This is a genomic window from Pseudomonas sp. PDM27 (assembly GCF_019219205.1).
Classification (GTDB): Bacteria; Pseudomonadota; Gammaproteobacteria; order Pseudomonadales; family Pseudomonadaceae; genus Aquipseudomonas; species Aquipseudomonas laurylsulfatiphila.
This window is the reverse complement of sequence record NZ_JAHUWF010000006.1, coordinates 30562-56450: the sequence shown is the minus strand read 5'-3', so window position 1 is coordinate 56450 and position 25889 is coordinate 30562. Positions and strand designations below refer to the sequence as shown.

Below are 25889 nucleotides of genomic sequence, written 5' to 3'. Positions count from 1 at the left end.
AGAGGACCTTCGATGAAAGCAGTCATTGCAATAACGGCGACATTAATGCTCGCAGGTTGTGCCAGCAATGGCATGCCTTCGCGACCGGGTAGCTGTGCCAAGCCCGGTTCGGAGCAAGAACTGGCCCTGAACCTGGCCGACAACATGGCCGAAGAAGGTCGTTTGTATGCCAGCCTGGCGAATCTGGAAGGTTTGCCCGATAGCGTGGTCCAGGTTCGCCTGCGCAAGGCTCGGGTGCTGCGCTTGATGGGGCGTAGCGGCGACGCGCAGCCGTTGTACGAAAGCTTGCTCGGCACCTGTCTGGCGGCTGAAGGGGAACATGGCCTGGGCCAGTTGGCCGCCGCCAGAAATGATAACGCCACCGCTGCCATTCACCTTGAGCGTGCGGTGAAAATGGCCCCCACCGACGACAAGATGCGAAATGACCTGGGGGTCGTCTACCTCAATCAGCGACGGATCCCTGAAGCACGCTTTGAGTTCATGACGGCCATGGAGCTCAAGCAGGCGAACACACTGGCGGCACTCAATTTGGTGACGTTGCTGATCTATCAGGATAACTGGAAGGCGGCAGCCGAACTGGTGACCCGCGCCGACTTGAGCCCCAAGCAAGTCGTAGAAGCCCAAACCCGCGCGGAAAAACTCAAGGCCTCCGCCAAAAAAGTGGTGGCCTCCGAGGGCAATCGCAAGACTGAGGTAGCCGATGCCTCTTCCAGTGCGAACAAGTAGAACGTACGAGGAGTCGAGATGAAGACCAAAAGGTTGTTGATCGTGTGCATGGCTTGCCTGTCAACTACTGCCTGGGCCATTGAGCCGGGGCCTTCCTCGCCGTATCAACAAGGCACTGAGCAGTGGTTGCAGTTGCAGATTCGCGGCGTGGTTGCCTCCCCTCACCTGCAAACCGCTTCGGCCACCGAACGTGACCTGGCCATGCAGCGCTGGCTGAACAGCTTCAACTTTCCGATTCCGGAATTTTATGACCAGGATTCAGCGGGAGAAATGACCATCAGCGGCGGCAACTGAGGGATATCGATGGGTGATCAGCTTCTGGCGTCGTCCAGAGTGGCCTGGCTGCAAAGCCGGGCTTGATGTCGTGTGCAGGAAAGCAGTGGCATCTAAGCATGATCCATCCCTGGACGGATTACCCCGTAGGAGCTGCCGAAGGCTGCGATCTTTTGACTTTAAGCGATCGTGAAATCACAGGAAGATCAAAAGATCGCAGCCTTCGGCAGCTCCTACAGGGGATGTGTAAACCAATGGCAGGAAAGTACTGATCAAGCCCGGGTGGCAAGGCCGTCGTACTCGACAGCCTCAAGCCGTTTGACCTCACCCGAATGCTCTGAGTACCCCAATCAAGGGGGGACCAATGGCTACCAGAAAGAAGCTCGGCCACAGGCAGAAAATCAGCGGAAATACCAGCTTGGTACCGACTTTCGCCCCCATCTCTTCGGCGGCTTGCGTACGCCGATCACGAAATTCATCGGCATAGATGCGCAGGGTGTCGGCCACGCTGGTACCGAAGCGGATACTTTGCGCCAACAGACTGACCAACCCTTGAACATCTTCCAGCCCGGTGCGCACAGCCAATTGCTTGAGCGCTTCGGTACTGGGAATACCCGCGCGGATTTGCGCGTTGACCAGCGCCAGCTCCTCCGCCAGTTCAACCTGACTGACCGACATTTCCTCTGCCACCCGCTCGATGGTCTGTGGCAATGCCAGACCTGACTCCACGCACACCACCATAAGGTCCAGAGCATCCGGAAAGGCGGCACGCAGATTGCCCTGCCTGGCCTGCTTGCGCTTATCGACAAACATCGCAGGCAGCAACCACCCGACAGCAGCAATCATTGACACCAGCAGCAACCCCATGTTCAGAGAAAGCCCGGAGAACATCGGCATCAACAACAGTGCAAGGCCAACCGAAATCAGTGGCAACAGCAAGCGCACCGCCCAGTACACCTGTACCGACGAGGGCGAGCGGTAACCGGCGTGCATCAACAGGGTTTGGGTCGAAGACGTCTTAGCCGACTCAGTCGAGCCAAAGCGTTGACCGACCCGTTCCAGCAATAACTGCAGATTACCCGGCGCGTCCTGCCCGGCGACATTTCCCGAATAACCGCGCTTGATAAGTGCCAGACGACGCTGTACCGGATCCTGCAGCCCCAGCACCAGTAACACCACGGTGACGGCCGCGAGCACCGCACTCAGACCGATGGCACCGACGAACAACATACGCGCCAACTGCGCATTGCCTACCACCTGACTGAACAACCCGAGCAAATAGTCCATGACCTGCACCTCCGCGAAACGAATACCACTCAAACCTGGATCCGGATGATTTTGCGGATCCAGAGAATCCCGAGCAACATGGCACCGAAAGCCCCGATGATCAGCTTTTGACCTGTTGGATCATTAACCAGCACAGGTAAGTAAGTAGGGGTTGTGACCAGGATCGCCGCCGCCAACACGAAGGGAATGGCCACCAGCACCCAAGCCGATATACGCCCTTCAGCCGACAAGGTTTTAATCTTGCGCTGGAAACGGAAGCGCCCGCGAATCAGTCTACTCAGACGCTCCAGCACCTCGGTCAGATTACCTCCGGTCTCGCGATGGATGAGGATCGAGGTCACCAGCATCATCACCGTCATGCTTGGCATCCGCTCCAGCAGGCCGAGCATGGCCCGGCGTACATCGTTGCCATAGTTGATATCGGCGAAGGTCAGGCCGAACTCCTGAGCGACCGGTCCCTTGTGCTCCTCGGCCACCAGGCGCAGGGTTTCGTTGAACGGATGCCCAGCGCGCAGAGCGCGGCACATGGCATCCAGCGCATCCGGCAGGCCTTCCTCGAACGCAGCGAAACGCTTGCTACGGTCACGAGAAATTTTCAGTATGGGTAACCAGAAGACCGCGAAACCCGCCACCAGCGCCATCCACCAGACTGACGAGACCATCCAGATCAGGATTCCCGCCCAGCCCCCCAGTACCAGTCCGAGCAGCAATACCCGATAGGCCCGGTATTCGTGCCCGGACTGCTCAATCATTTGCGTCAATGCCTCCATCAAGGGGAGCTGTTCAAGCCTGGCCTCCAGTGGCGACAAACGCGTCAGGTACTTCTGCCGCAACACCGTCTGCATGTTGGGCAAATTATTGGCTTTCTCCATTACGTGCAGGCGGCTGCGGATGCGCTTGCGCATCTTGCCGGCCTCGCCGAATACAGGCACCGCCACACCCTGGGACAGGAGGAAGACCGCGATAAACACCATACCGAGGAATATCAGAATGAATTCACCAGGAATTTGGTTCATGACTGCCGTGCCTCCATCCACTCAGGCCTGAACATCGTCAGCGGCAACTCGATGCCGCGCTTGGCCAGCACATCGCGGAAGGCGGGGATCATGCCGCTGGGCCGATAATCACCCAGCACCTCGCCGTTTTCGCCCATGCCATGGCGCGCAAAGGAGAAGATTTCGCTCATGGTGATGATCTCGCCTTCCATGCCGTTGATTTCCTGCACGCTGACCAGGCGGCGCTTGCCGTCCTCCTGGCGTTCCAGCTGGATGACCACATCGATGGCCGAAGCGATCTGCTGACGCATGGCCTTGATCGGGAAGGTCGCCCCGGTCATCGACACCATGTTCTCGATCCGTCCCAACGCATCGCGCGCGGTGTTGGCGTGGATCGTGGTCAACGAGCCGTCGTGGCCGGTGTTCATCGCCGTCAGCATGTCCAGCGCCTCGACGCCACGCACTTCGCCGATCACGATACGGTCCGGGCGCATCCGCAGACTGTTGCGCACCAATTCCCGCTGGCTCACCTCGCCGCGCCCCTCGATGTTCGAAGGCCGGGTTTCCAGGCGCACCACATGGGGCTGCTGCAGTTGCAGTTCGGCCGAATCCTCGATGGTGACGATCCGCTCGTTTTGCAGAATGAAACTGGACAGGACATTGAGCATGGTGGTCTTGCCGCTGCCGGTACCGCCGGAAATCAGCACGTTCAAGCGCCCACGCACTATCGCCTTGAGCAGCAGGGCAATGGCGGGGGTCAACGTCCCCACCTGGATCAGGCTGTCGGTATTGAGCAGGTCCACCGCAAAGCGCCGGATCGACATGCTCGGGCCGTCGATGGCCAGCGGCGGGATAATCGCGTTGACCCGCGAACCGTCCTTGAGCCGGGCGTCCACCAAGGGCGAAGACTCGTCAATGCGCCGGCCCAGGCTGGAGACGATACGGTCGATGATGTTCAGCAAATGCTGGTCATCGCGAAAGCGCACATCGGTGCGTTGCAGTTTGCCGAAGCGCTCGACATACACCGAGTTAAAGCCGTTGACCAGAATGTCGGACACGCTGTGATCGGCCAGCAACGGCTCCAGGGGGCCAAGTCCGAGCACCTCGTCGGTGATCTGCTTGATGATCAACTGGCGGCTGGAAGTACTCACCGGTGCCGAATGCTCGTCGAGCAGGCGCTGGCAAATGTCGCGAATCTGCCGCGTCGCCTCAGCCTGCTCAAGGGAGTCCAGCAAGGACAGGTCCATGACCTTGAGCAACTGCTGGTAGATCTTTTCTCGCCACTCGGCTTCCACCGGGGTGACCTGGCTTCTGGTTTCATACAGAACATCCGGGACTGCGTGCTCCCAAGCCATCAATTCAGCTGCCGGATCCGGCAGCTCACCGTCCAACGGGATAACCGGCGATGAGGCGGGTTTAGCGGACTGTTTGCGCAAGCGGTTACGAAAGTCGCTGATCATGGGTCACCCCCCGAAAAAACGGTTGAAGGCGCGTTTGAACACGCCTTTTTTTCCAGCCATCTGGTTGCCGACCAGATCGTCGGCCACGTTGCGCAGGGCAACGGTGATCGCCGCCTTCGGCGCATGCAGACCCAACGGCACGCCAGTGTTCTGACTCTGGCTGACCAGGTTGAAGTTGTTGGGTAATTTCGACAGGTTCGTGCAGCGCAGCGCTTCGCCGATATCCTTGAGGCTGACCGCTGCCGTCTTGTCATAGCGGTTGACCACGATCTGCAATTGATCCCCACGCACGCCCAGGTCTTCGCGCAGGATCCGCACCAGGGAGCTGGCATCGCGCAGATGGCTGACGCTCTGCTGCACCACCACATACACCCTGTCCACTTGTTCCAGCACGGAACCGGTGAGGTGGTCGATTTGCCGCGGCAGATCGATCACTACCCAGTCATAGCTGGCGCGGGCCAACTGCATCAGGGTGTCAAGTTGCTCAGGCTGGGCATCCTGCGGCAGGCACAGCTCACCGGCCCGGCCCCCCAGCACATGCAAGGTCGGGCTGAAGTGGCTGCAAAAACCGCGTAGCGCAACGCTGTCCATGCCGTCGATCTGATGCAACACCTCAAGATGGCTGTGGGTTTGCGCCACATCCAGGTAATGCGTCACGCTGCCAAATTGCAGGTCCATATCCAGCAACAGGGTACTGCCACCCTTCATGCTGAGCTGCTGAGCCAGATTGCAAGCCAGCATGGTGCCGCCCGATCCGCCCTTGGCGCTGATCACGGCGAGCAATTTCCCTTCTGTCCCGCTGCCGGTCCGAACCTCCATGACCAGCCGATTCAAGGCAGCGACCAGTTCTGTCTCGACAACGGGCTCGGGCAGCACGTCACGGGCGCCGGCCTGCATCGCCAGGCGCATGCCTTCCTGTTCGCTCAGCAGTCCGCACACCAGCATCGGCGGACGCTCATGGGCCGGCCGCTGCAACAGTGCCGACAGCTCTTCACGCCACAGGTGGCTGACGCGCAACAGCAACAGATCGGGCATCCGGTCCAGGCCATAGAGCGGGTCGACATGCCCATTGCTGACCAGGCGAGTGCTTACCTCCAGGCTGGGCATGCGCTGGCAGACGCTCTGCAGGTCGCGCAACGACGTGGCATCACGGCTACTGATCAGCAACCGTAGCCCGGCTTTGCCGGTCGAGGTAGAGAGCGGGGTATCCTTGGTATTCAGCATGGCGTGATCTCCCCGGAATCGGAATGACGCCCGAGGCTTTCGCGTGGCAACGTTGCCCTGAATGCAGGCAAGGTAATGGGCACACCGATCCCGGGAATAAACAGATTGAAAACGAAGTTTTGCAGGCTCAACCGGACATAGCGGATGGCACGAAAACCGTTGGCGCTGACAGTGTCAGCGGGGTTGGCCACCAGCGCCCCATTTGCGTCCAGATAGGTCAGCGTCAGGTGGGTGGTGGCCAGATTGCCGATCAGCTGGCTCGTGCCGGCATCGCCTGCGGCATTGAAGATCGCCCGCTGCAGGACCACCGGATCGCTGATATTGCACACAGCCGCCAGACGCGTGCCACGACGCACCGCTTCATCCAGCGCATTGACCGTGAAGTACAGGCGACCGATTTCCACCACGCCGAACAACAGCGTGAAGATCAGCAGACCAATGACGGCGAACTCCACCGTATAGGTGCCGCGCATGTGTTTTCTGTTCATCACAGTGCCCTCATCACGGTAGTGGCAACCAGCGGGATGCTCAGTGCAATCTGATTACCAAAAAAACCGGGAAGCGATCCGGTGCAGTTGCCAGCGCCAATCACCGGGCAGAACGTGTAAGTGATGGTGACCCGCACATGGTCGGTGCCCACTGCGGCAACGACCACGTTGCCCGTCGTCAGCCCTGACACCACTGCGGTGCCGGTATTGGCAGGTACGCCATACACCGCAACGTTTTTCGTCTGGGTCAGTAGCGTATTGCTCAGAGCGACCGCACCCAGCGTCGAGTCCCAGGCATTGCTGGCGACAAAACGATCGGCATCGCGGCTGGCCTGAAGCAGGATGTTGTACTGATAGAGCATGCGGCCGAATTCGCCGAAGGCCAGCATCAGCAACAGCAACACCGGCAGGACCAGGGTGAACTCCACCATGGCCAGGCCTTGCTGGCGCTGCCGACTTTTAAATCCGTGAAGTCTCATGACGCCCCCTACGAGTCAGTGCTCGGAGTACCGCTGCCGGTGAGATAGGTTTTGTACAGCTGAATGATCTGCGGGCCGGAATCCGTTGACGGCGAGGGGCCCGCCACGTTGTCGCCTTCACACTCCTTCACGAACTGGCCGAAGATCTGCGCGTCCCCGCCGCCGCCATCCATGGGCTGCACCACGAAATAGCAACCAAAACCGAGAACCGGGATCGAGGTTGAACCGCCCTGTTTACCGCTGCAGTCGCCCACCACGATTTTCAGCATCCGGCGCTCGAACACCCCGTTGCCCTGACAGCCAGTGCCCCCCGCCACACAGGCGGCAACGCTTGCACGCCAGTCGTTGTAGTCCAGTATCGAGTTGCTACCGGCTGTGAGATTGCCGTTGTTCGAGGTGACGGTTTGCCCCTGGTACTTCGCTCGAGGCGGAGAGACCGAGTCATCGTAGGTGATGGCGGGGTTACTGGACGTGGTCACCAGGTCCGGCGGATAGTCCGAGGCGCTGACCGGGCCGTTGTAGATGCCGAAGCGCGTATTCAGACCTTGAGACGCTGGACCGACCATGTTGCCCGGTGAGGTCTGGACATTTTGCCCCACGTCGCGACAGACCTTGCCACCTCCGGCCAGATCTTCCCGGACCGCACTGCCACCCGAGCCAAAATCGAGCAACTGAAAATTGCCTGGACCAATGGGCGACGAATTGCCGGCCGCTGTCTTCAAAACCTGCAGATCACCAAACTGAAAGCCCCAGAACATGCCGGCACCCGGGTTGTATTGAGTCGGGTTGCCACAGACCATCAAAGGGGCAAGATCACAGGGACTGGTAGGGCTGGGACCCGCGGTGGCGATCGCCGCCACTGCTTTGGCCCCCAGGCCGCCAGGGCCGAATACCTGGGCGAAGTTCCAGAAAAATCCCGTCAGGTTATAGCTCGGTACCGATACCCGAACGTACTTGGCATCCGTCGGCCCGGGATAGGAGAACGGGCCATAGACGCTACTTGCCAGTTCCACCACTGCAAATGCACTGGCGTTGCCGCCGATAGCCGTAGCCAATTCGTTGTTGCCCGCGGCATTGGCATTCTGTACCAGCGTAAAGAGTGCGGCGGTACGCGTAGTGCTGGCACTGTTGCTGCCACCTTCCACTTGACTCAAGGTTTTGGCGCCACTCAGCGCGGCAGCATCCACCGCATTCTGCAGGCGTGTCTTGTTCAGCATCATATGACCGCCGTCCAGAGCCAACGCCGCCATCATGGCCATCGCCGCCAACGCGATCACCATCATTGCACTCACCGATCCTTCCTGGCGCCTTGGCGTCGAAGTGAACGGCCGCTGAATACGAAGATTCATCATCAAGCCCTCGATTGCCGATACGGATCCGGATCGGCTCCGCCAATAACCTGGTGCCCAGGCACCTGTTGCACACTGTCAGCGAATATTGACTACTTTGGCTTCGGTCCCGCGGATAACGGTGATACCCGCGCCCTCACCACTGCTGCGCTGTACCACGCGTTTTGGCGCTTCGACAGTGGCCACAGCCATGGCCGGGGCAACAGGTGCAGCAGGCGTGGCAGGTGCAACGGCCGGGCTTTTCTTCTCGAGGTTCAGCGGGTTACGCAGCGCCAGTTGCAACTTGCCTTCCGTCTGCGCCGTGACCAGGGCTTCCGCTTCAGCGGCCGACATCTCCAGCGTCACTGCGCGCACCACGACCGGTTGGGTCTTGTCGGTGCCCGCGGTCTGATCCACCGCCAACACCCGCAAGTTCTCGAGGATGGTCCTGGACGTGGCGCTGTTACTGCCGGCATTGGTGGTTTTGGTCGCCAGTACATCGACCCGGTTACCCGGCAACAGGAATCCACCCACGCCCACCACATCGTCCACCCGTACCGATATGGCGCGTTTGTCTGGCGCAATCAACGAGGCCAGGGTACTACCCCCCAGGTGTTCGCTCAGACGCGCACCGCGCACGATGTCGCCCCGCAGAATGTCGAACGTTGCGATCTTGCCCACGGCTTTTTCGCTGGCATCGAAGGCATCGTCCGGGATCGTATCCATGGGCATGCGTACGGTCGTGACCTGCTGGGCCTCGACCATCTGCCCGAATGGAATCTCCACCGTGGCGACCACTACGTTTCGAAGGTGGTCATCCGGGCTGGCATTGAGCCGCGCGCTCAGCCAGGAGTCGGCCATCCATGCAGCCCCAAGGCCCATGACCAGGGAAGCGCCTATCAGGGTAAGCGTACGAGAGCTCATGTCAGTATCTCCGCATCAAAGAAAGTCGAGCTGGACGAAGTAGTTGTGCCAGGCCCATTCCAACTCTTTCGGTGACAGTGGTCCGGAACCGCCCATATAACGCTGGCGATCGAGTGCCATGTTCAGGAGATCACGGGGATGGCAAGGCACCAGGGGCATGCCTTCACTTGCATAAAGCCTTTGCAGTACATAACGCACCAGCAGCGGGTCATAGGAAATGCCCAGACGCTCGCTTTCCTGACGCCAGATCTTTTCGTACTGCTCGGGCTTCAGGTAACCGAACTGCAGCTTGTAGCCAATCCGCCGAAGGAAAGCCTCATCGGCCAATTCCAGGGGATTGAGGTTGGTGGAAAACACCAGAATCAGATCGAACGGCAGCTCGCAATGCCGACCACCGCCCAGGTTGAGAAAGTCGCGTTTCTCCTCCATCGGGACGATCCAGCGATTGAGCAGCTCGGCGGGGGCCATGCGCTGGCGTCCCATGTCGTCGATGATGAACAGGCCATTGCTGGCCTTGAGCTGCAAGGCGGCCTGGTATTGACGGGTGAAGGGGTCATAACGAACGTCCAACTGTTCCATGCTCAACTCACCGCCCGTGATGACGATCGGGCGTTTGCAGCACAGCAGACGACGGTCGATGCCTTCGTTGAGCATCAGATTGTTCTGCTGAACGTTGTCATCGAGCCGCTGATGCACCTGCGGGTCATAGATTTCGATCACTGACTCGTTGATGACGATGGCATGAGGGACCCAGATGGCCTCGGCGAACAGGCGGATCAGCCGGGTACTGACATAGGTCTTGCCGGTACCCGCAGGGCCATAAATCATGATTGCGCGCCCGGAGTTCATCGCGACACCCAACTGATCGAGCATCTCCTCCGTGAGCACAACGCCAGCCAGGGCATTGCGCATATCGTTGGCGTTGATGCGGCCATGGTGAATGGTCTGTAGCTTGATCAGGGAGCGGTAAGTACTCACCGGGAACGGTGCCGCTCCTATATAACCGCTGCGCGACAGGGCATCCCGGGCGGCACTGCGACCACGCTCGGTCAGGCCATAACGCAGCATCTGCCCGCCGGTTTGACTCACCTGGCCCAGCACTTCGATACGGCCATCCTTGCGCAGAAACGCCAGGACCTCTTCAAGTACCGCGCCGGTCAGCGCCAGGCGGTCCACCAGCCGCGACATGTCCAGTACCCCTGCATCAAACAGATGCTTGCACACCAACTCGCCGAGAAAACTGTCGGTCAGACCTGTTTCGCGGATTGTGCACGGCTGAGGAGCCAGTCGTTGCACCGCTTCCCGCTCATTAGGGAAGGCATCAGTATCAACCATGACGTGCATGACTAATCTCCCAATCCACTGGCAAGGAGTTGCCAGCAGATGCTGCCCAGCGTGCCGAGCAAAATTGCAACAGCGTAAGGGAAGGGCTTGCCGGCCGCCTCGTCCGGACTCGGTGCCAGATAGGCCCGAGCCTTCAGAATCAGCCAATAACGCCCCAGGGTTTGGAACATCTGACCGTGCACCAGCACAACCAGAAGACCGCACAGCCCGCCGAACACAAGACTGTAAAGTGCGGCCCACAATGCGTAATGAACCGGCAGGAAGCTGCCAACCATGGCCATCAACTTGACGTCGCCGGCGGCCATGCCACCCAAGGCATACATGGGCAGAAACACCGCAAAACAAATCAGGATGCCCAACAGGCCGTCACCCAACCCGCTTATCCCCCCAGAGTAAGCCTGGCCAGCCAACCCCAAACCCAAGCCCACGATGATCAGCAGGTTGGGAATGCGGTGGCGACGAATATCGCTCACCACCGCCACGCCCAGCAGTCCTATCAGCAGAACAGTAGCCATCAGCTGCTCCATGGACATCATCGTATCTCCCTAGCGGAAACTGTCGTTAGTTGCAGACACCACCACCACCAACGGCATTGCACAGCGCCGTGATTCGGGTATGCACGTTCGCTCCAAGGTTGGTGAATGCGAGAGCAACAACAGCCGTAATCAACCCCCCCGCCACCGCGTATTCCACAATGGTCAGGCCATCTTCGTCTTTGACGAACTTCAGTACCGAAGCCTTGATTGTTTGCATGATCATTTTGCCCACCTCACTCGAATGTTGTTTTTTCTGAGGCAGTACTTTCTGCGCTGCCTGAGTGCAACCCTAGTCAGGAGCAAGGCATGGGCGTTAGGAAGATTTTGCACATCGCTAGGACTTTTTTGCGGGGCGGCCAATACGGAGCATTGGCCGTTGCAGCAGTCACGGGAGGGGTAATCAAGGCATTGAAACGCAAAGGCAATTGCCATTGATTCACAAGCGACAGGCGGTTAAACCCGGCTTTTTCGACGACACACGAGCAAATAATCGCCCGGAGCTGCCTTCCAGTTAACCCATAGAGCGAATAGAACTAAAAAACGCATTTTCTATCGGGATTAAATCTGCAAATTGATGGCACATTGGCAATACTGGCGATGAGAGTCACTAGAACCCCCAGAGTGAAGACATGACGTCCAATTTGACCAGTAGGCCATCGCTCCTATGGTTCGATCTGACTCATGATCGATCCACGAAAGAACTCGTCACACAGTTCGAGAGTGCCTGCGACTGCAAACTGGCAAAAAACTCCGTGTTGCCCATCGGGGAACAGGCAGACATGATCTGCATCCATTTTGATCGCCCCGACACTCCAGGCTTGAAGCTATTGCTGGAGATCAAACGCACCACCCCTACCATCCCGATCACCATGTTCACCGTGCAGCACTCGGAGGAACTGGCGGTATGGGCCATGCGCTCCAGCGTCTGGGAATACATGGTGCTCCCGTTCTCGACCACCGAGAAGAAGCGTTACCTGACGGCGGTGCTGCAACTCTGCGAGCTGCGCCGAAATGCCAAAGGCCAGGACAAGTCATCGCAGATCGAGCACTCCCCGACCTTGCCGGACAGCATCCGGCTGACCTCAGGCCACCAAAAACACCAGGCACTGAACAGCGTCATGCTGCACATCGACCAGCACTTTCGAGACAGCATCGATCAGAGGGAGCTGGCGCAGCGTTGCGGCATGACGACATTTCGCTTCAGCCGCCTGTTCAAGGAAGCCAATGGACTGGGCTTCACGGATTACATCCTGGACAAGCGCATGAACTTCGCCAAAGAACTGCTCGACAACAGCCAGATGCCGATTACCAGCATCGGCTATGAGGCCGGCTTCAAGGATCCGTCCTACTTCGCTCGTGCCTTCAAGCAGTTCGCAAACTGCACGCCCAGCGAGTACCGCCTGGCACGCCAACTCAGAGCGACTGAAGCTACGCAACGGGTGCAGGATGAAGCAACCACTGACGCGCTCGAAAGCCTTGTACAAAGCCTCGGCGGTTGATCCGGTTTTTTACGCGCAAACAAAAACGCCGCTCAATGAGCGGCGTTTTCGTTAAATATGGAGCGGGAAACGAGACTCGAACTCGCGACCCCGACCTTGGCAAGGTCGTGCTCTACCAACTGAGCTATTCCCGCAAATGGCGTCCCCTAGGGGACTCGAACCCCTGTTACCGCCGTGAAAGGGCGGTGTCCTAGGCCACTAGACGAAGGGGACACGCTGCCCGGAACACATGGTGTGTGTTTCGGTGCCCAGATCCGCATCCGAAGACTTGGTTCTGGTTTCACTCAGCCCTGCCCGAAGACAACGCTGTTTAAAATTGGAGCGGGAAACGAGACTCGAACTCGCGACCCCGACCTTGGCAAGGTCGTGCTCTACCAACTGAGCTATTCCCGCATTGGCGTCCCCTAGGGGACTCGAACCCCTGTTACCGCCGTGAAAGGGCGGTGTCCTAGGCCACTAGACGAAGGGGACACACTACAACATTCACTCCCTGCTTCGTTTCGCTGTGTGCTTTACGCTGCAAGTGGCGCGCATTCTATGGATGGATTGAGAGGTCGTCAACCCCCTGATATAAATTTATTTAAATCAATGACTTCGCCCTGCTTTTGGACGCCTCTGCGGTTTTTCCGCTGCCCGGTGTTTGACGCCTATATTCTGGCACCCGCCAAGACGTTATAGTCCTCCAGTGATGGCAATCTGTATATCGCGTGCCACCATTTATAGAAGCGAGGCTGCGGCCGATATAAGCGCAGGCATGTCCGATCCAACCCTTCATGCGGGCCTAGGCGCTCAAATGCCAAGCCACTAGACTCGCATGTGTACCCTAAAAAGAGGTCTTACCGGTGACGCCACTCATGATCACCCTGCTAGTTGTAGCCGGGATCGCCCTGTTGATCGCCATTGGCTACATGAACCATGTGGTGGAAAACAACAAGCTGGAAAAGGCCCGTACCAAGATTGAACTCAATGATCGCCTGCGTCGCTGCGGCGAAATCACCGAGACTTTCCCCGGCCAGTTGATGACCCCGGCACTCAAGCTGTTGGTAACCCGCCTGGAACTGAACGTCTGCCAGCGCCTGCTCAACCTGGAAAAATCCAGTGCCAACCTCAAGGCACGGATCGCTGAACTGGAGGCCCTTGTCGGCCAGGGTGAATCGATCCCGATCAACAATCCGCCGGCACCGATCCAGACCGAAGCCAAGGCCAAGGATGTACGTTTCCTGCTTGAAGCCCTGCACGGGCAAATCACCCGCGCGGCACAGGACGGCTTCCTGCCCCCCAACGAAGCCAAGCGCTGGATTCGTGAAGTGCGCCACATCCTGGTGCTGCTGCACATCGAGTTCTTCAACAATCTCGGCCAGCACTCCCTGCAACAGAACCAGCCCGGGCAGGCTCGCCTGGCATTCGAGCGCGGCGTGCAATACCTGCGCAAGCAACAGGAACCACAGGTCTACGCCGAGCAACTGGAATACCTGGAAAAACTCCTGGCCCGCGCCAATGACCAGGTCATGGATCGCATTGCGCCGGTCGAAGGCGAGGTCAACCAATTGACCGAAGGCCTCAAAGACGTCGAAGCTGACGCGGACTGGAAAAAGAAAGTGATCTACGACTGATCGGCGAAACAGAAAAGCCACCGCAAGGTGGCTTTTTTTTGCTCTTCTGTAGGAGCAGCCGGTCGACGCTCGATTGCTCGCGATGGACTCCAGAACACCGCGCTCACCCAGTCAACGCGCGTTGTCTTTGCGGCCATCGCGAGCAATCGAGCGTCGACCGGCTGCTCCTACAGCCTGAAATGCCCCACCATCCCCTTCAGCTCAACCCCCAGTTGCGCCAACTCGATGCTGGAGGCGGCATTGCCCTGCATCGCCAGCGATGATTGATCGGCACTGGCGCGAATACTGGTGACACTGCGGTTGATCTCTTCGGCCACCGAGCTCTGTTCCTCGGCTGCCGCGGCGATCTGCTGGTTCATCTGCTGGATCAACGATACCGCCGCCGCAATACTTCCCAGTGCGCTCTCGGTCTGCAAGGCATCGCTGACCGCCAGCTTTACCAACTCGCCACTGCTCTGGATCTGCTGCACTGATGACTGCGCCGCCGAGCGCAAAGCGCTGACCAGGCGTTCGATTTCCTCGGTCGATTGCTGGGTTCGCCTGGCCAGTGCACGCACTTCATCGGCCACCACCGCAAAGCCCCTGCCCTGCTCACCCGCACGGGCCGCCTCGATCGCCGCGTTCAATGCCAGCAGGTTGGTCTGCTCTGCCACGCTTTTGATCACACTCAAGACCGTGCCGATGTTCTGGATTTCCGCACTCAGGCTTTCAATGCTCGAACTGGCCGAGTTGGCCGAGTCCGCCAACTGCTCGATCCGTGCCATGCTCTGGCGCACCACCTGCTGACCACTTTCAACCTTGCCGTCAGCCGTTTGCGCCGCCAGGGCTGCTTCCTCTGCGTTGCGCGCGACGTCATGCACCGTGGCCGTCATCTGATTCATCGCGGTGGCGACCTGTTCGGTTTCCTCCTTCTGCGTGCTGACTTCGAGATTGGTCTGTTCCGTCACTGCCGACAGCGATTGGGCGGAAGTGGCCAACTGCTCGATACCCGACTGTAGACCGCTGACGATATGGCTGAGTCCCGCGGCCATTTGTTGCATGGCCTGCATCAACTGGCCAATTTCGTCACGGCGGGTCACGTCGATGGTCGCACTCAAATCCCCTGAGGCAATCTGCTGCGCCACCTGGATCACACTGCGCAGCGGCGCCACGATCAACCGGGTGATGAACCACGCAGCAACCAGCCCGACCAGCAACGCCAGAGCGGAGGAGCCAAGGATCAGCATGGAGTTCTTTTTCAGTTCGGCCTGCATCGCCTGATCTTCAGCGACATAAGCCTGATCCACCCGTTCAACCACTTGGGCTGCGCGTTGGTGCAACTGTTGATAAACGGTTTTTTCCTGTTCCAGCAGACCGGTGTACTCGGCGAGCTTGTCACTGAAACCGGCGATATGACCCGTCACCTCATTGAGGACGGTCTGGTAACCCTCGTCCTTGACCGTGGTCTTGAGCTGCTCGGCCTGGGCCAATGCCTGGCTGGCCTGTTCGATCTTGCCCTGCCCGGCGCTGTCGTCGCCTTTGCGGCTTTGATCCAGGCGCACGCGCGCTTCATTCATGGCTTGCAGCATCAAGCGTGAAACCTGGCTGACCTGACCGGCCTGCTCGATGAATTGCGCACCATCCTTGCCTTCGGAATCTTTCAGCGTATAAGCGCCGTCATCGGCGAGCCCGGATTGCAATACATCAAGATTATTGGCCACGCTGGACACCGACCAACTGGCCATTTCCAGCGCCAGGTCCTTGGCCTGGGTGAGCGAGACAAACTCGTCGAAGGCCTTGCGATAGGCACCCAAAGACTGTTCGACATCATTCATCACCGGCACATTGGCCGCTGACGCGGCCTTGAGCTGAGCGGCCAGGGCAATCAAGCCATCGACGCCCTCGTGCAGGGCATCGACGGTTTTCGGATTGCCGTGCAAGGCGTATTCCTGCTCCAGCAGCCGGACCTTGAGCAAACCGCTGTTGAGCGATGACATTTGCTTGAGCCCGTCGAAGCGCTGGCTGATGGTTTGCAGGGACCACACGCCAATGCCCGCCACCAGCGCAGTCAACAACAGCACCAGGACAAACCCGATACCCAGTTTTTTCGCCATACCGAGGTTGGCAAAACGTCCTTGCACGGCCGAATTCATTGCACTTAGTCCCCTGCCAAAGTCTGTAGACGCAGATTCGCAACGGGCCAGTGGCAACACAAGGCTCTGGCGCCGGAATAATGGCAAAAAGCTACGCCAACGTCGCTTTCAGAACGCTTGAGGTCGATCCCGAGCTGTGGCCTGAAAGAACGCACGGGCACGCGGATCGCAGGCATACGCCACATTGATACGCTGCCAGTCACTGGCCCCACCCGAGGCGTTGAAGGCGCTCTTCGATGACAACACCACACCCAGACGCCTTGCCCGGGCCAGCACCTGATCGTAGTCGGACATTCGTGATCGCGCCCAGATAAACAGGCCTCCCGCCGGCTTGCCGAAGACTTCCCATTCGGCATCCTCGAGCATTTGCAACACCGCCAGCCGTTCGCTGTTCAAGCGTTGACGCTGACGTTGCACCAGTTTGCCGTAGGCTCCGTTAGCCAACAGGCACGCCAGCACCGACTCGCAAAATCGGGAGGCGCCCATGCCAGAGATCATCTTGACCTCGGCCAGACGCGAAATGACTGCGCAATCGGCCACCACGAAACCGACCCGCAAGGAACTGCTGAGGGTCTTGGAATAGCTGCCCACGTAGATCACGCTGTCGTCCAGCGCAGCCAGTCGCGTACCGCAACCGCTACGCAAATCCGCATAGACGTCGTCCTCGATCACCCGCACGCCAAAGGCCCTGGCCAGTTGCAGCACGCGACGCGCCACCCCGGGTGAAAGGTTGCTGCCGGTCGGGTTGTGAAAGAAGCTATTGATGAGCAATCCTTGAGGCCGGTGCTTGGCCAGCACCGATTCGAGCACGTCCACGTCCGGCCCCCGCGGTGTTCGCGGCACCTCGACCATGTGGATGCCGTGCAGCCTGAGCAGATCGAACAGCAGCGGATAACCGGGGCTCTCCACGACCACACAATCACCGGCCTTGAACAGTGTTCGCACAATCAGGTCGAGCCCCTGACTGGCCCCCGCCGTGGTCATGATCCGGTTGTCCTGTACCGGGATGTCCAGCTGCCTGAGGCGTTTGAGTATCTGTTGCCGCAAGGCTGGCAACCCCAGCGGCGAGCTGTAGTTGAACAAACTGGCCGTATCGGTACGACTGACTTGCCGGATCGCGTAGATCAGATCGTCGGTCTCGCGCCAGCTTTCAGGCAGCCCGCCACAGCCCAGCCTCAGCTCCCCCGACCACGGCCCATACTCGGGTTCGGCCCCCTCAAACCACACAGGCTCGGGCCTTGCGTTCGCGACCAATGCCGGGTCGGCAACTGTATAGCCGGCCCCATGACCTGACACCAGCATCCCCTGCGTCACGAGACGTTCACAGGCCTGAGTGACGCTTGACTGACTGAGCAAATTGATCCGCGCGATCTGTCGCACCGAAGGCAAGCGCGTACCGGGCGATACCCCGCTGGAATGAAGCCAGCAGGTCAGCGCGTCAACAATTTGCTGTACGACGGGCACCAGCGCCTGTCGGTCGATTCTCAACTCCATGAGCAAGCAAACTCCTGTTGATTTTGCGAGAAGCAGTTAATCACAGGAGGGTTCGAAGGCATGTGCGACAACGCCGCCAAAACCATTCGATCTAATTATTTGAAACACATTGCCCACCCCGGAACCCAAAAACTGTGGGAGCGAGCCTGCTCGCGAAAGCGGTGTGTCAGCCGATATTAATTTCGACTGATACGCCCTCTTCGCGAGCAGGCTCGCTCCCACAGGTTCCGCATGTATTCAGTATCGGTGCGTCGTTTTAAAACGCGGTAACGCCACCGTCCACGGCCAATGAGTGCCCTGTGGTGAAGGCCGCGCCATCGCTGCACAGATACAGCACCGCGCTGGCGATTTCTTCGACCTTGCCGATGCGACCGACCGGATGCATGGCGTTGGCGAACTCGGCTTTTTTCGGGTCGGCTTCATAAGCGCGACGGAACATGTCGGTGTCGATCACCGCCGGGCACACGGCGTTGACCCGGATCTTTTTCTTGGCGTATTCAATGGCCGCCGACTTGGTCAGGCCGATCACCGCATGTTTGGAGGCTGCGTAGATGCTCATTTTCGGCGCTGCCCCCAGGCCCGCCACCGATGCCGTATTGACGATCGCGCCACCCCCTTGCGCCAGCAGCAACGGCAACTGGTATTTCATGCACAGCCAGACGCCTTTGACGTTGACGCCCATGATCGCGTCGAACTCGTCGAGTGAACCGTCGGCCAGCTTGCCTTTCTCGATTTCGATGCCGGCATTGTTGAAGGCATAGTCGAGGCGACCGTAAGTATTGATCACCTCCTCCATCAGATTTTTAACATCGCTTTCCAGGGTAACGTTGCAGCGCACGAAGGTCGCCTCGCCACCGGCCGTACGAATCAGCGCCACCGTGCCCTCGCCGCCCGCCGTGTCCATATCGGCCACTACGACCTTAACGCCCTCGGCGGCAAATGCCTGGGCGGTCGCGCGGCCAATACCGGCCGCCCCGCCGGTCACCACAACCACCTGGCCGGAAAACGTCATGCTCATTGTTATGTCCTCGAAGAGAAGTAAGCGGGGAATCGCGCAGGACCAGTCTAGCCATGGAGGTGCTGAACGCGGCAGCACTATCAGGACTCCGGTTGGGCGCCCATGAGTTGCAGTGATGGAACTGCCGTACCAACTATCACTGCACTGGATCAACCTGCATTCGCCGCATCAGCCGAACTTGCGGCATCGGCGCTGACCGGCTATCAACAAAGCTTCATTCATCTTGAGTGCCTGTCATGACCTCCCAGACCAATCGCCAATTCCTGCTCGCCAAACGTCCGGTTGGCGCGGCGACCCGCGAGACATTCACCTACCAGGAAGTACCGGTCGGCGAGCCGGCGGCGGGCCAGATCCTGGTCGAAAACCAATACCTGTCCCTGGATCCGGCCATGCGCGGCTGGATGAACGAGGGCAAGTCCTACATCCCGCCGGTCGGGCTCGGCGAAGTCATGCGCGCCCTGGGCGTGGGCAAAGTCATTGCGTCGAACAATCCGGGATTCGCGGTCGGGGACTACGTTAACGGCGCCCTCGGGGTGCAGGACTTTTTCCTGGGTGAGCCGCGAGGCTTCTACAAGGTTGACCCGAAACTGGCACCGCTGCCACGTTACCTGTCAGCACTGGGCATGACCGGGATGACGGCCTACTTCGCCCTGCTCGACGTCGGCGCGCCGAAGGCCGGTGACACCGTGGTGCTGTCGGGTGCGGCCGGCGCCGTGGGCAGCATTGCCGGGCAGATCGCCAAGATCAAAGGCTGCCGGGTGGTTGGCATCGCCGGCGGCGCGGACAAGTGCAAGTTTTTGATCGACGAACTGGGTTTCGACGGTGCTATCGACTACAAGAGCGAAGACGTCCTCGCCGGCCTCAAGCGCGAGTGCCCGAAAGGTGTCGACGTGTATTTCGATAATGTGGGTGGCGACATTCTCGACGCGGTGTTGAGCCGCCTGAACATGAAGGCGCGAGTGGTGATTTGCGGTGCCATCAGCCAGTACAACAACAAGGAAGCGGTCAAGGGGCCGGCCAATTACCTGTCGCTGCTGGTCAACCGCGCACGCATGGAAGGTTTTGTGGTGATGGACTACGCCGCCCAATACGCCAGCGCCGCCCAGGAAATGGCAGGCTGGATGGCCAAGGGGCAGCTCAAGAGCAAGGAAGACATCGTCGAAGGACTGGAGACATTCCCGGAGACGCTGATGAAATTGTTCAACGGCGAGAATTTCGGGAAGCTGGTGTTGAAGGTTTAATTCAATATTTGAAGTGATCACAAAACCAATGTGGGAGCGAGCTTGCTCGCGATAGCAGAGTGTCAGGCAACATTGATGTCACTGATCCTCCCTCATCGCGAGCAATCGAGCGTCGACCGGCTGCTCCCACAGGTTTAGCGGTGTTTAAGCCAGTTCGGCCACTACGTCGGCCAACGCCTTCGCCGGATCCGCCGCCTGGCTGATCGGACGGCCGATCACCAGATAATCGGAACCGGCATCCAGTGCCTGACGTGGCGTCAGGATGCGACGCTGATCGTCCTGGGCACTGCCCGCCGGACGAATCCCCGGGGTCACCAGTTGCAGCGACGGATGCGCCGATTTCAGCGCCTGGGCTTCCAGGGCCGAGCACACCAGGCCGTCCATCCCGGCTTTTTCCGCCAGGGCGGCCAGGCGCAGGACCTGCTCTTGCGGCTCGATGTCCAGACCGATACCTGCCAGATCTTCACGCTCCATGCTGGTCAACACGGTCACGCCGATCAGCAGTGGCTTGGGACCGCTGCGCTGATCCAGCACTTCACGGCACGCGGCCATCATGCGCAGGCCGCCGGAGCAATGCACGTTGACCATCCACACGCCCATTTCCGCAGCGGCCTTGACGGCCATCGCGGTGGTGTTCGGGATGTCGTGGAACTTGAGGTCCAGGAACACTTCGAAACCCTTGTCGCGCAGGGTGCCGACGATTTCCGAGGCACAGCTGGTGAACAGTTCCTTACCGACTTTGACCCGGCACAGCTTCGGGTCCAACTGATCGGCCAGCTTCAGTGCGGCGTCACGGGTAGGGAAATCCAGGGCGACGATGATAGGAGTCTGGCAGGCGGACATGAGTGGGCTCTCAGGCAAGTCGAAATCGGCGCGCATTGTAGCGGAACCAGCGCCGCTGCGGGACCCGATGATCGGTAAATCGTCGAAACGGCTCAGGCAAGACTAGCCCCCGAGGCCATTGTGTCGAGTTCGATACACACACGACACGCCCGCAACACCCGGGCCGGCTACCCTCGGCAACCGCAACAGGTCCCTGCAACAGCACTTCCCGCCTCAGGGCCGGACGCCTATGCTGGAACCACAACCTCGCCGCCTATCTTTGTGGTTGGCAGCCTACCTGGCAGATGAACGCACGCATGCACAACACTCAAGCCCCCGTGAACGACGACCAAAAGACGCCCGGCGACGACAAACGCTGGAGCATTCGTGCCCTGATCGTCGACGATGACGTGCCGATCCGCGAATTGATGATCGACTACCTGGCCCGATTCAACATCCACGCCAGCGGCGTCACCGATGGCGCCGCGATGCGCCAGGCGATGCAGGCGGAGCATTTCGACGTGGTGGTACTCGACCTGATGCTGCCAGGCGAAGACGGACTGTCGTTGTGCCGCTGGCTGCGCGCCGAGTCGGACATTCCGATCCTGATGCTCACCGCCCGCTGCGAACCCACCGACCGGATCATTGGCCTCGAGCTGGGCGCCGACGACTACATGGCCAAGCCGTTCGAGCCCCGCGAGCTGGTGGCGCGGATCCAGACCATCCTGCGTCGGGTGCGCGATGACCGCAGCGAACAGCGGGCGAACATTCGCTTCGACAATTGGCGCCTGAACAGCGTGCTGCGGCAACTGATTGCCGACGATGGCCTGGTGGTACCGCTGTCCAACGCCGAATTCCGCCTGCTCTGGGTATTTATCGAACGTCCGCACCGGGTGCTCAGCCGTGAACAACTGCTGGACGCCGCCCGCGGTCGTTCGATTGAAGCCTTTGACCGCAGCATCGACCTGCTGGTGTCGCGCCTGCGCCAGAAACTCGGCGACGATCCCAAGGCTCCGCAGTTGATCAAGACTGTTCGTGGCGAGGGTTACCTGTTCGATGCCCGAGACATCGGCTGATGCGCGGGCGCTTCGATACGCTGTTCGGCCGCCTGTTTGGCGTGTTGTTGCTGGCGATTATCCTCGCGCACCTGCTGGCCTTTGCCTGGTTTCATCATTACGGTCCACCACCGCCGCCACGTCCACCGGAGTTTTCCGAAGGCCTGGAAGGACCACGCCCGCCACTGGACCCACGCTTCGAGAAGCGGCCGCCAAGGCCGTGGTTCGGCGGCCCCCTGGTGCCGCTGACTTTTCAATTGGTCTCGCTGATCATTGCCGCCTGGTACGGCGCCAAACTGCTGAGCCGGCCAATCCAGCGCCTGAGCGACGCAGCCGAGCGCTTGAGCGAGAACCTCGACAGCCCGCCGCTGGAAGAGTCGGGGCCACGGGAAGCGCGGCAAGCGGCGCACACCTTCAACAAAATGCAGCGGCGCATCCTTGAACAGGTCAAGCAGCGCTCGCGCATGCTCGGCGCCGTGTCCCACGACCTGCGCACGCCGCTGTCACGGCTCAAGCTGCGGCTGGAAAAAATCGACGACGACAAGCTGCAAGGCCAGATGCGGCAAGACCTCGACGACATGATCAGCATGCTCGACGCCACCCTCACCTATCTGCATGAACAGCGCACCAGCGAAGCCCCACAGTGGATGGACGTGCAGGCGCTGGTGGAGTCCCTGAGTGAAAATGCCCAGGACCAGGGCGCAGACGTCCAGGCCAGCGGTCACTGTGCCCCGCTGCAAGTGCAGCCGATGGCCCTGCGTTCCTGCATCAACAACCTGATGGACAATGCCCTGCGTTATGCCGGGCAGGCGCTGATCACCCTGCAAGACCATCGTGAACACCTGGTGATCCGGGTCATCGACCATGGACCGGGTATCGCCACTGAACAACGTGAAGCCGTGTTCGAACCCTTCTTTCGCCTTGAAGGCTCGCGCAATCGCAATTCCGGCGGCGTTGGCCTGGGCATGACCATTGCGCGTGAGGCGGCGCAACGAATGGGCGGGCAGTTAACCTTGGAAGAGACGCCAGGTGGCGGCCTGACGGCCGTGATTCGCCTGCCGCGCACCTGATACCCCTACAGAGCCCGCCGCGATCGGCCTCGTTGTCTGGTGGTGCACGTGCTCCCCTGTAGGAGCTGCCGGAGGCTGCGATCTTTTGATTTTGATTTTGATTTTGCGATCTGGAGATTGCTGAAGATCAAGATCAAAAGATCGCAGCCTCCGGCAGCTCCTACAGGTATTTCGTTATCGGTGTTCCCCCGGGATTCCGTGAAGAACCCAAAAAAAGCCCACTACCCCTCAGCGGTTCAATGGACTACGGCCCCTGTAACTTCAGGGCAGGCGATCCTCAGCCCGTGCCTGAGTCTTGCTCCAGTCAATCAACAGGCTATAGGCCACCGCCAGCAATGTCGGGCCGATGAACAGGCCGATAAAACCAAAGGCAATCAACCCGCCAAACACCCCAAGCAGCACGATGACCAGCGGCAGGTTACCGCCACGGCTGATCAGGTACGGCTTGAGCACGTTGTCGACACCGCTGATGACGAATGTGCCCCAGATGCCGAGGAATATCGCCATCCCGTACTCGCCTTTCCAGGCCAGCCAGGCTGTCGCCGGAATCCACACCAGCGGCGGTCCCATCGGGATCAGGCTGAGCATGAAGGTCACGATGCCGAGCACCAGCGCACCCGGTACGCCGGCAATCAGGAACCCGATCAGCGCCAGGATCGCCTGGGCCGCTGCTGTACCAATCACTCCGTTCACCACCCGCTGTACCGTGCCTGCCACCAGTTCAATGTAGTAGCCGGCCCGTTGACCGATCAGCCGTTCCAGCAATGTGTGCACAAACGCCGCCAGGCGCGGTCCGTCACGATAGAAAAAGAACACGAAGACGATGCTCAGGGTCAGTTCGAGAATACCGCCGCCGATCTGCGCGCTGCGCGCCAGTAACCAGTTACCCATCTGCCCCAGATAAGGCTTGAGCGACACCATCATCGCCGCGCCCTGCTCATCAATGCTGTTCCAGAGTCCGACCAGCCGCTCGCCCACCAGGGGAATCGAACCCAGCCAGGCCGGTGCTTCGGGCAGCCCCTCGACCTGCGCATCCTTGATGAATGCGGTGGCATCACGCACATGATCGGCGAGGTTGAAACCCAGCCACACCAACGGTGCCGCGACCAGCACCATCCAGCCCAGCGTCAGCAATGCCGCCGCCAGAGACTCGCGGCCATTGAGCCAACGGGTCAGCAAGCGCATCAGCGGCCAACTGGCGAATGCCAGGACGGCGCCCCAGAACATCGCCGACCAGAACGGCGCCATCACCCAGAAGCTCGCGCCGAACAGCACGACGAGCAGGATCTGCACCAACAGGCGATCGTTATTGATCATTGAAAATCCCGAAAATATCAGTCAGCAAAAGAGTAGGCGAACGCAGCGTGCACGCTCGCCCGGTACAGCCTACCGCAATAGCTCGATGTGCAGGCCAGAGCCTTCGGCACTGCCGGCTTCCATTCGCGCGGCACGCACGCCCTGGGCAATCAGTGCCTGACGCCAGGCTTCGGCGTTCGCTCCGGAAATGCTGACCCGCAAGGTGGTGTCCAGATTCAGTCCGCGGGAAATCAGGCGCAGCCAAGTCTCGTCTGGTGCACTGTTCAACGTGGAAAAATCCAGTTCGCCGGTGCTCTTGAGCTCACGCAGCAAGGTCGCGGACGTCGGAAACACCTCGCCCAGCGGTGCCGAAGCGTCGAACTGCTCGACATGCAGGTAGGCTTTGCGATTACCGCGGGTGATGCTGTACAGCGCGACGAGCGTGTTATCCCGTGGAGCGGCAAGTCGCAGCAGCAAATAGGCTTGTTGATCGTCGGCACCGTACAGCTTGGCGTTGCCGAAGACTTCGTTGGCCCAGAGACTGCTTTCGCCGCAATCGCGCGCCTGGCACCAAAAGAGCAACCCGGCATCCTGTTTTTGCAAAGCCTCGCGGGCAGCGGTGAACGCTTCGGTGGATGAATGCTCCGCTGGCAACTCGTAGGTCACCGAAGTGACGTTGCCGCGGGCGCTGACCTGACCGTCGAAACGTAACTGGCCACTGATCTTGCGGATCGAACCCAAGGGGTAGATCCGCTCCAGTTCGGCGGCCGGGCGATAGTCGACAATCTGGGCATCGACCATGCGCGGCACTATCGGCAGGTCCTGACTGCCCGGAACATCGGCGGCGAACAACAAGGGACTGAAACTGCACAGCACCAGCAAACTGAATGAACGCATGGATAGACTCATCGGATCAGCATGGCCTGGGCGCCCTTGATGACACTGGCTTCATCGGCGCGTTGCGGTACCTGCAGACCACGTTGCACCGCCGGCCGGGCCTCCAGGGTGGCCATCCAGCGTTGCAACGCCGTCAAGCCCTCCACCGAGACGCCCGACCACTCGTAACCGCGCACCCATGGAAAGGTGGCGATGTCGGCAATGCTGTACTCATCGGCGAGGAACTCCACGCTTTGCAAACGCGTGTCGAGCACTTCATAGAGGCGACGGGTCTCATGCTGATAGCGGTCGATAGCGCCCTGGAGTTTTTCCGGAAAGTAGCGGAAGAACACGTTGGCCTGGCCCTGCATCGGGCCGATGCCACCCATCTGGAACATCAGCCACTGCAACACCAGCGAACGTCCCTTCGGGTCGCCCGGCATCAGTTTGCCGGTCTGTTCTGCGAGGTAAATCAGGATGGCACCGGACTCGAACACGGCGAAATCGCCGTTGGCGCGGTCGACAATTGCCGGAATCCGGCCATTGGGGTTGATCTTGAGGAAGTCCGCGGACTTCTGCTCCTTCTTGTCGAAACTCAAGGCATGCACTCTGTAGGGCAGGCCGAGTTCCTCGAGCACGATAGAGACCTTGTGGCCATTCGGGGTCGCAGCGGTGTAGAGATCTATCATGGTTGTCTCCCTTTTCAACC

At 59.7% G+C, this 25889-nt stretch carries 25 protein-coding genes, 4 tRNA genes and 1 pseudogene; 7 read left to right on the top strand and 23 right to left on the bottom strand.

Annotated features, from left to right (window positions below; genetic code table 11):
- Positions 1 to 12 precede the first annotated feature (12 nt).
- On the top strand, positions 13 to 726 hold the full coding sequence (locus KW838_RS14310; protein WP_218501394.1) for a tetratricopeptide repeat protein: 714 nt from the start codon (positions 13 to 15) through the stop codon (positions 724 to 726).
- 18 nt (positions 727 to 744) lie between these two features.
- The gene (locus tag KW838_RS14305) at positions 745 to 1020 is read left to right on the top strand and encodes a DUF3613 domain-containing protein (RefSeq protein WP_218501393.1); all 276 of its coding nucleotides are present in this window, start codon (positions 745 to 747) and stop codon (positions 1018 to 1020) included.
- A 303-nt stretch (positions 1021 to 1323) separates the two neighbouring features.
- On the opposite strand, the gene KW838_RS14300 is transcribed toward KW838_RS14305, so the two are convergent.
- From KW838_RS14300 to KW838_RS14250, 11 genes are all read right to left on the bottom strand, one after another.
- Positions 1324 to 2286: a type II secretion system F family protein gene (locus tag KW838_RS14300; RefSeq protein ID WP_218501392.1), complete on the bottom strand. Its 963-nt coding sequence runs from the start codon at positions 2284 to 2286 to the stop codon at positions 1324 to 1326.
- 29 nt (positions 2287 to 2315) lie between these two features.
- Positions 2316 to 3302: a type II secretion system F family protein gene (locus KW838_RS14295; RefSeq protein ID WP_218501391.1), complete on the bottom strand. Its 987-nt coding sequence runs from the start codon at positions 3300 to 3302 to the stop codon at positions 2316 to 2318.
- Positions 3299 to 4741, bottom strand: a complete 1443-nt coding sequence (locus KW838_RS14290) for a CpaF family protein (RefSeq protein ID WP_218501390.1) — start codon at positions 4739 to 4741, stop codon at positions 3299 to 3301. Before KW838_RS14290 ends, KW838_RS14295 begins: the two co-directional genes overlap by 4 nt.
- A 3-nt stretch (positions 4742 to 4744) precedes the next feature.
- On the bottom strand, positions 4745 to 5965 hold the full coding sequence (locus KW838_RS14285; protein WP_218501389.1) for an AAA family ATPase: 1221 nt from the start codon (positions 5963 to 5965) through the stop codon (positions 4745 to 4747).
- Positions 5959 to 6453 (bottom strand): TadE/TadG family type IV pilus assembly protein, encoded by a 495-nt coding sequence (locus KW838_RS14280; protein ID WP_218501388.1) that lies wholly within the window; start codon positions 6451 to 6453, stop codon positions 5959 to 5961. The genes KW838_RS14285 and KW838_RS14280 overlap by 7 nt, the downstream gene beginning before the upstream one ends.
- Positions 6453 to 6932, bottom strand: a complete 480-nt coding sequence (locus KW838_RS14275) for a TadE/TadG family type IV pilus assembly protein (protein ID WP_218501387.1) — start codon at positions 6930 to 6932, stop codon at positions 6453 to 6455. Before KW838_RS14275 ends, KW838_RS14280 begins: the two co-directional genes overlap by 1 nt.
- Before the next feature lie 8 nt (positions 6933 to 6940).
- Positions 6941 to 8284: a Tad domain-containing protein gene (locus KW838_RS14270; RefSeq protein ID WP_218501386.1), complete on the bottom strand. Its 1344-nt coding sequence runs from the start codon at positions 8282 to 8284 to the stop codon at positions 6941 to 6943.
- A gap of 75 nt (positions 8285 to 8359) precedes the next feature.
- The gene (cpaB, locus tag KW838_RS14265) at positions 8360 to 9184 is read right to left on the bottom strand and encodes a Flp pilus assembly protein CpaB (protein WP_218501385.1); all 825 of its coding nucleotides are present in this window, start codon (positions 9182 to 9184) and stop codon (positions 8360 to 8362) included.
- A 15-nt stretch (positions 9185 to 9199) separates the two neighbouring features.
- Positions 9200 to 10528, bottom strand: coding sequence for an AAA family ATPase (locus KW838_RS14260; RefSeq protein ID WP_218501384.1), 1329 nt, complete (start codon positions 10526 to 10528; stop codon positions 9200 to 9202).
- 2 nt (positions 10529 to 10530) lie between these two features.
- Positions 10531 to 11061, bottom strand: a complete 531-nt coding sequence (locus KW838_RS14255) for a prepilin peptidase (protein WP_218501383.1) — start codon at positions 11059 to 11061, stop codon at positions 10531 to 10533.
- 28 nt (positions 11062 to 11089) lie between these two features.
- Entirely contained in the window at positions 11090 to 11287 is a 198-nt protein-coding gene (locus KW838_RS14250) for a Flp family type IVb pilin (protein ID WP_218501382.1), read from the bottom strand.
- A 406-nt stretch (positions 11288 to 11693) separates the two neighbouring features.
- Here KW838_RS14250 and KW838_RS14245 point away from each other — a divergent pair, with 406 nt between their 5' ends.
- Positions 11694 to 12563, top strand: a complete 870-nt coding sequence (locus KW838_RS14245; RefSeq protein WP_218501381.1) for a DNA-binding response regulator — start codon at positions 11694 to 11696, stop codon at positions 12561 to 12563.
- Between the two features lie 58 nt (positions 12564 to 12621).
- Here KW838_RS14245 and KW838_RS14240 read toward each other — a convergent pair.
- The 4 genes from KW838_RS14240 to KW838_RS14225 form a co-directional block, all read right to left on the bottom strand.
- Positions 12622 to 12697, bottom strand: a tRNA-Gly gene (locus tag KW838_RS14240).
- A gap of 3 nt (positions 12698 to 12700) precedes the next feature.
- A tRNA-Glu gene (locus tag KW838_RS14235) sits at positions 12701 to 12776 on the bottom strand.
- A gap of 104 nt (positions 12777 to 12880) precedes the next feature.
- Positions 12881 to 12956: transfer RNA gene (locus KW838_RS14230), tRNA-Gly, on the bottom strand.
- Between the two features lie 2 nt (positions 12957 to 12958).
- Positions 12959 to 13034, bottom strand: a tRNA-Glu gene (locus tag KW838_RS14225).
- Positions 13035 to 13417: 383 nt separating this feature from the next.
- Between KW838_RS14225 and KW838_RS14220 the strand changes: the two genes are divergently transcribed.
- Positions 13418 to 14176: a hypothetical protein gene (locus tag KW838_RS14220; protein ID WP_173900808.1), complete on the top strand. Its 759-nt coding sequence runs from the start codon at positions 13418 to 13420 to the stop codon at positions 14174 to 14176.
- A gap of 167 nt (positions 14177 to 14343) precedes the next feature.
- Here KW838_RS14220 and KW838_RS29935 read toward each other — a convergent pair whose 3' ends face one another.
- The 4 genes and pseudogenes from KW838_RS29935 to KW838_RS14205 form a co-directional block, all read right to left on the bottom strand.
- Positions 14344 to 15207: a methyl-accepting chemotaxis protein gene (locus tag KW838_RS29935; protein ID WP_371317843.1), complete on the bottom strand. Its 864-nt coding sequence runs from the start codon at positions 15205 to 15207 to the stop codon at positions 14344 to 14346.
- Positions 15202 to 16269: pseudogene (locus tag KW838_RS29930) on the bottom strand (HAMP domain-containing protein); the annotation flags it as partial. The gene KW838_RS29935 and the pseudogene KW838_RS29930, both read right to left, overlap by 6 nt.
- Positions 16270 to 16416: 147 nt before the next feature.
- Positions 16417 to 17802: a PLP-dependent aminotransferase family protein gene (locus KW838_RS14210; protein WP_218501379.1), complete on the bottom strand. Its 1386-nt coding sequence runs from the start codon at positions 17800 to 17802 to the stop codon at positions 16417 to 16419.
- Positions 17803 to 18058: 256 nt separating this feature from the next.
- Complete coding sequence (locus KW838_RS14205; protein ID WP_218501378.1) at positions 18059 to 18820, bottom strand: SDR family oxidoreductase; 762 nt, start codon at positions 18818 to 18820, stop codon at positions 18059 to 18061.
- 236 nt (positions 18821 to 19056) lie between these two features.
- Here KW838_RS14205 and KW838_RS14200 point away from each other — a divergent pair, with 236 nt between their 5' ends.
- On the top strand, positions 19057 to 20061 hold the full coding sequence (locus tag KW838_RS14200; RefSeq protein WP_104449035.1) for an NADP-dependent oxidoreductase: 1005 nt from the start codon (positions 19057 to 19059) through the stop codon (positions 20059 to 20061).
- A gap of 144 nt (positions 20062 to 20205) precedes the next feature.
- Here the strand turns inward: KW838_RS14200 and pyrF are convergent, their stop codons facing one another.
- Positions 20206 to 20904, bottom strand: coding sequence for an orotidine-5'-phosphate decarboxylase (gene pyrF, locus KW838_RS14195; protein ID WP_165824752.1), 699 nt, complete (start codon positions 20902 to 20904; stop codon positions 20206 to 20208).
- Positions 20905 to 21200: 296 nt separating this feature from the next.
- On the opposite strand from pyrF, the gene KW838_RS14190 reads away from it, so the two are divergent.
- Positions 21201 to 21959, top strand: a complete 759-nt coding sequence (locus KW838_RS14190; RefSeq protein ID WP_102699768.1) for a response regulator — start codon at positions 21201 to 21203, stop codon at positions 21957 to 21959.
- Positions 21959 to 23008 (top strand): HAMP domain-containing sensor histidine kinase, encoded by a 1050-nt coding sequence (locus KW838_RS14185; RefSeq protein WP_102699769.1) that lies wholly within the window; start codon positions 21959 to 21961, stop codon positions 23006 to 23008. Before KW838_RS14190 ends, KW838_RS14185 begins: the two co-directional genes overlap by 1 nt.
- Positions 23009 to 23269: 261 nt before the next feature.
- On the opposite strand, the gene KW838_RS14180 is transcribed toward KW838_RS14185, so the two are convergent.
- From KW838_RS14180 to KW838_RS14170, 3 genes are all read right to left on the bottom strand, one after another.
- Positions 23270 to 24325 (bottom strand): AI-2E family transporter, encoded by a 1056-nt coding sequence (locus tag KW838_RS14180; RefSeq protein WP_102699770.1) that lies wholly within the window; start codon positions 24323 to 24325, stop codon positions 23270 to 23272.
- Between the two features lie 69 nt (positions 24326 to 24394).
- Positions 24395 to 25201, bottom strand: coding sequence for a DUF4892 domain-containing protein (locus KW838_RS14175; protein WP_218501377.1), 807 nt, complete (start codon positions 25199 to 25201; stop codon positions 24395 to 24397).
- 8 nt (positions 25202 to 25209) lie between these two features.
- The gene (locus KW838_RS14170; RefSeq protein WP_218501376.1) at positions 25210 to 25869 is read right to left on the bottom strand and encodes a glutathione S-transferase family protein; all 660 of its coding nucleotides are present in this window, start codon (positions 25867 to 25869) and stop codon (positions 25210 to 25212) included.
- Positions 25870 to 25889: the final 20 nt, after the last annotated feature.

What these genes read in the sequence shown, in the direction of transcription:
- KW838_RS14310 (WP_218501394.1), top strand. Translation starts at nt 13, where the DNA reads ATGAAAGCAGTCATTGCAATAACGGCGACATTAATGCTCGCAGGTTGT.
- KW838_RS14305 (WP_218501393.1), top strand. Translation starts at nt 745, where the DNA reads ATGAAGACCAAAAGGTTGTTGATCGTGTGCATGGCTTGCCTGTCAACT.
- KW838_RS14300 (WP_218501392.1), bottom strand. Translation starts at nt 2,286, where the DNA reads ATGGACTATTTGCTCGGGTTGTTCAGTCAGGTGGTAGGCAATGCGCAG.
- KW838_RS14295 (WP_218501391.1), bottom strand. Translation starts at nt 3,302, where the DNA reads ATGAACCAAATTCCTGGTGAATTCATTCTGATATTCCTCGGTATGGTG.
- KW838_RS14290 (WP_218501390.1), bottom strand. Translation starts at nt 4,741, where the DNA reads ATGATCAGCGACTTTCGTAACCGCTTGCGCAAACAGTCCGCTAAACCC.
- KW838_RS14285 (WP_218501389.1), bottom strand. Translation starts at nt 5,965, where the DNA reads ATGCTGAATACCAAGGATACCCCGCTCTCTACCTCGACCGGCAAAGCC.
- KW838_RS14280 (WP_218501388.1), bottom strand. Translation starts at nt 6,453, where the DNA reads ATGAACAGAAAACACATGCGCGGCACCTATACGGTGGAGTTCGCCGTC.
- KW838_RS14275 (WP_218501387.1), bottom strand. Translation starts at nt 6,932, where the DNA reads ATGAGACTTCACGGATTTAAAAGTCGGCAGCGCCAGCAAGGCCTGGCC.
- KW838_RS14270 (WP_218501386.1), bottom strand. Translation starts at nt 8,284, where the DNA reads ATGATGAATCTTCGTATTCAGCGGCCGTTCACTTCGACGCCAAGGCGC.
- cpaB (WP_218501385.1), bottom strand. Translation starts at nt 9,184, where the DNA reads ATGAGCTCTCGTACGCTTACCCTGATAGGCGCTTCCCTGGTCATGGGC.
- KW838_RS14260 (WP_218501384.1), bottom strand. Translation starts at nt 10,528, where the DNA reads ATGCACGTCATGGTTGATACTGATGCCTTCCCTAATGAGCGGGAAGCG.
- KW838_RS14255 (WP_218501383.1), bottom strand. Translation starts at nt 11,061, where the DNA reads ATGTCCATGGAGCAGCTGATGGCTACTGTTCTGCTGATAGGACTGCTG.
- KW838_RS14250 (WP_218501382.1), bottom strand. Translation starts at nt 11,287, where the DNA reads ATGATCATGCAAACAATCAAGGCTTCGGTACTGAAGTTCGTCAAAGAC.
- KW838_RS14245 (WP_218501381.1), top strand. Translation starts at nt 11,694, where the DNA reads ATGACGTCCAATTTGACCAGTAGGCCATCGCTCCTATGGTTCGATCTG.
- KW838_RS14220 (WP_173900808.1), top strand. Translation starts at nt 13,418, where the DNA reads ATGATCACCCTGCTAGTTGTAGCCGGGATCGCCCTGTTGATCGCCATT.
- KW838_RS29935 (WP_371317843.1), bottom strand. Translation starts at nt 15,207, where the DNA reads ATGGCCGCGGGACTCAGCCATATCGTCAGCGGTCTACAGTCGGGTATC.
- KW838_RS14210 (WP_218501379.1), bottom strand. Translation starts at nt 17,802, where the DNA reads ATGGAGTTGAGAATCGACCGACAGGCGCTGGTGCCCGTCGTACAGCAA.
- KW838_RS14205 (WP_218501378.1), bottom strand. Translation starts at nt 18,820, where the DNA reads ATGAGCATGACGTTTTCCGGCCAGGTGGTTGTGGTGACCGGCGGGGCG.
- KW838_RS14200 (WP_104449035.1), top strand. Translation starts at nt 19,057, where the DNA reads ATGACCTCCCAGACCAATCGCCAATTCCTGCTCGCCAAACGTCCGGTT.
- pyrF (WP_165824752.1), bottom strand. Translation starts at nt 20,904, where the DNA reads ATGTCCGCCTGCCAGACTCCTATCATCGTCGCCCTGGATTTCCCTACC.
- KW838_RS14190 (WP_102699768.1), top strand. Translation starts at nt 21,201, where the DNA reads ATGCACAACACTCAAGCCCCCGTGAACGACGACCAAAAGACGCCCGGC.
- KW838_RS14185 (WP_102699769.1), top strand. Translation starts at nt 21,959, where the DNA reads ATGCGCGGGCGCTTCGATACGCTGTTCGGCCGCCTGTTTGGCGTGTTG.
- KW838_RS14180 (WP_102699770.1), bottom strand. Translation starts at nt 24,325, where the DNA reads ATGATCAATAACGATCGCCTGTTGGTGCAGATCCTGCTCGTCGTGCTG.
- KW838_RS14175 (WP_218501377.1), bottom strand. Translation starts at nt 25,201, where the DNA reads ATGCGTTCATTCAGTTTGCTGGTGCTGTGCAGTTTCAGTCCCTTGTTG.
- KW838_RS14170 (WP_218501376.1), bottom strand. Translation starts at nt 25,869, where the DNA reads ATGATAGATCTCTACACCGCTGCGACCCCGAATGGCCACAAGGTCTCT.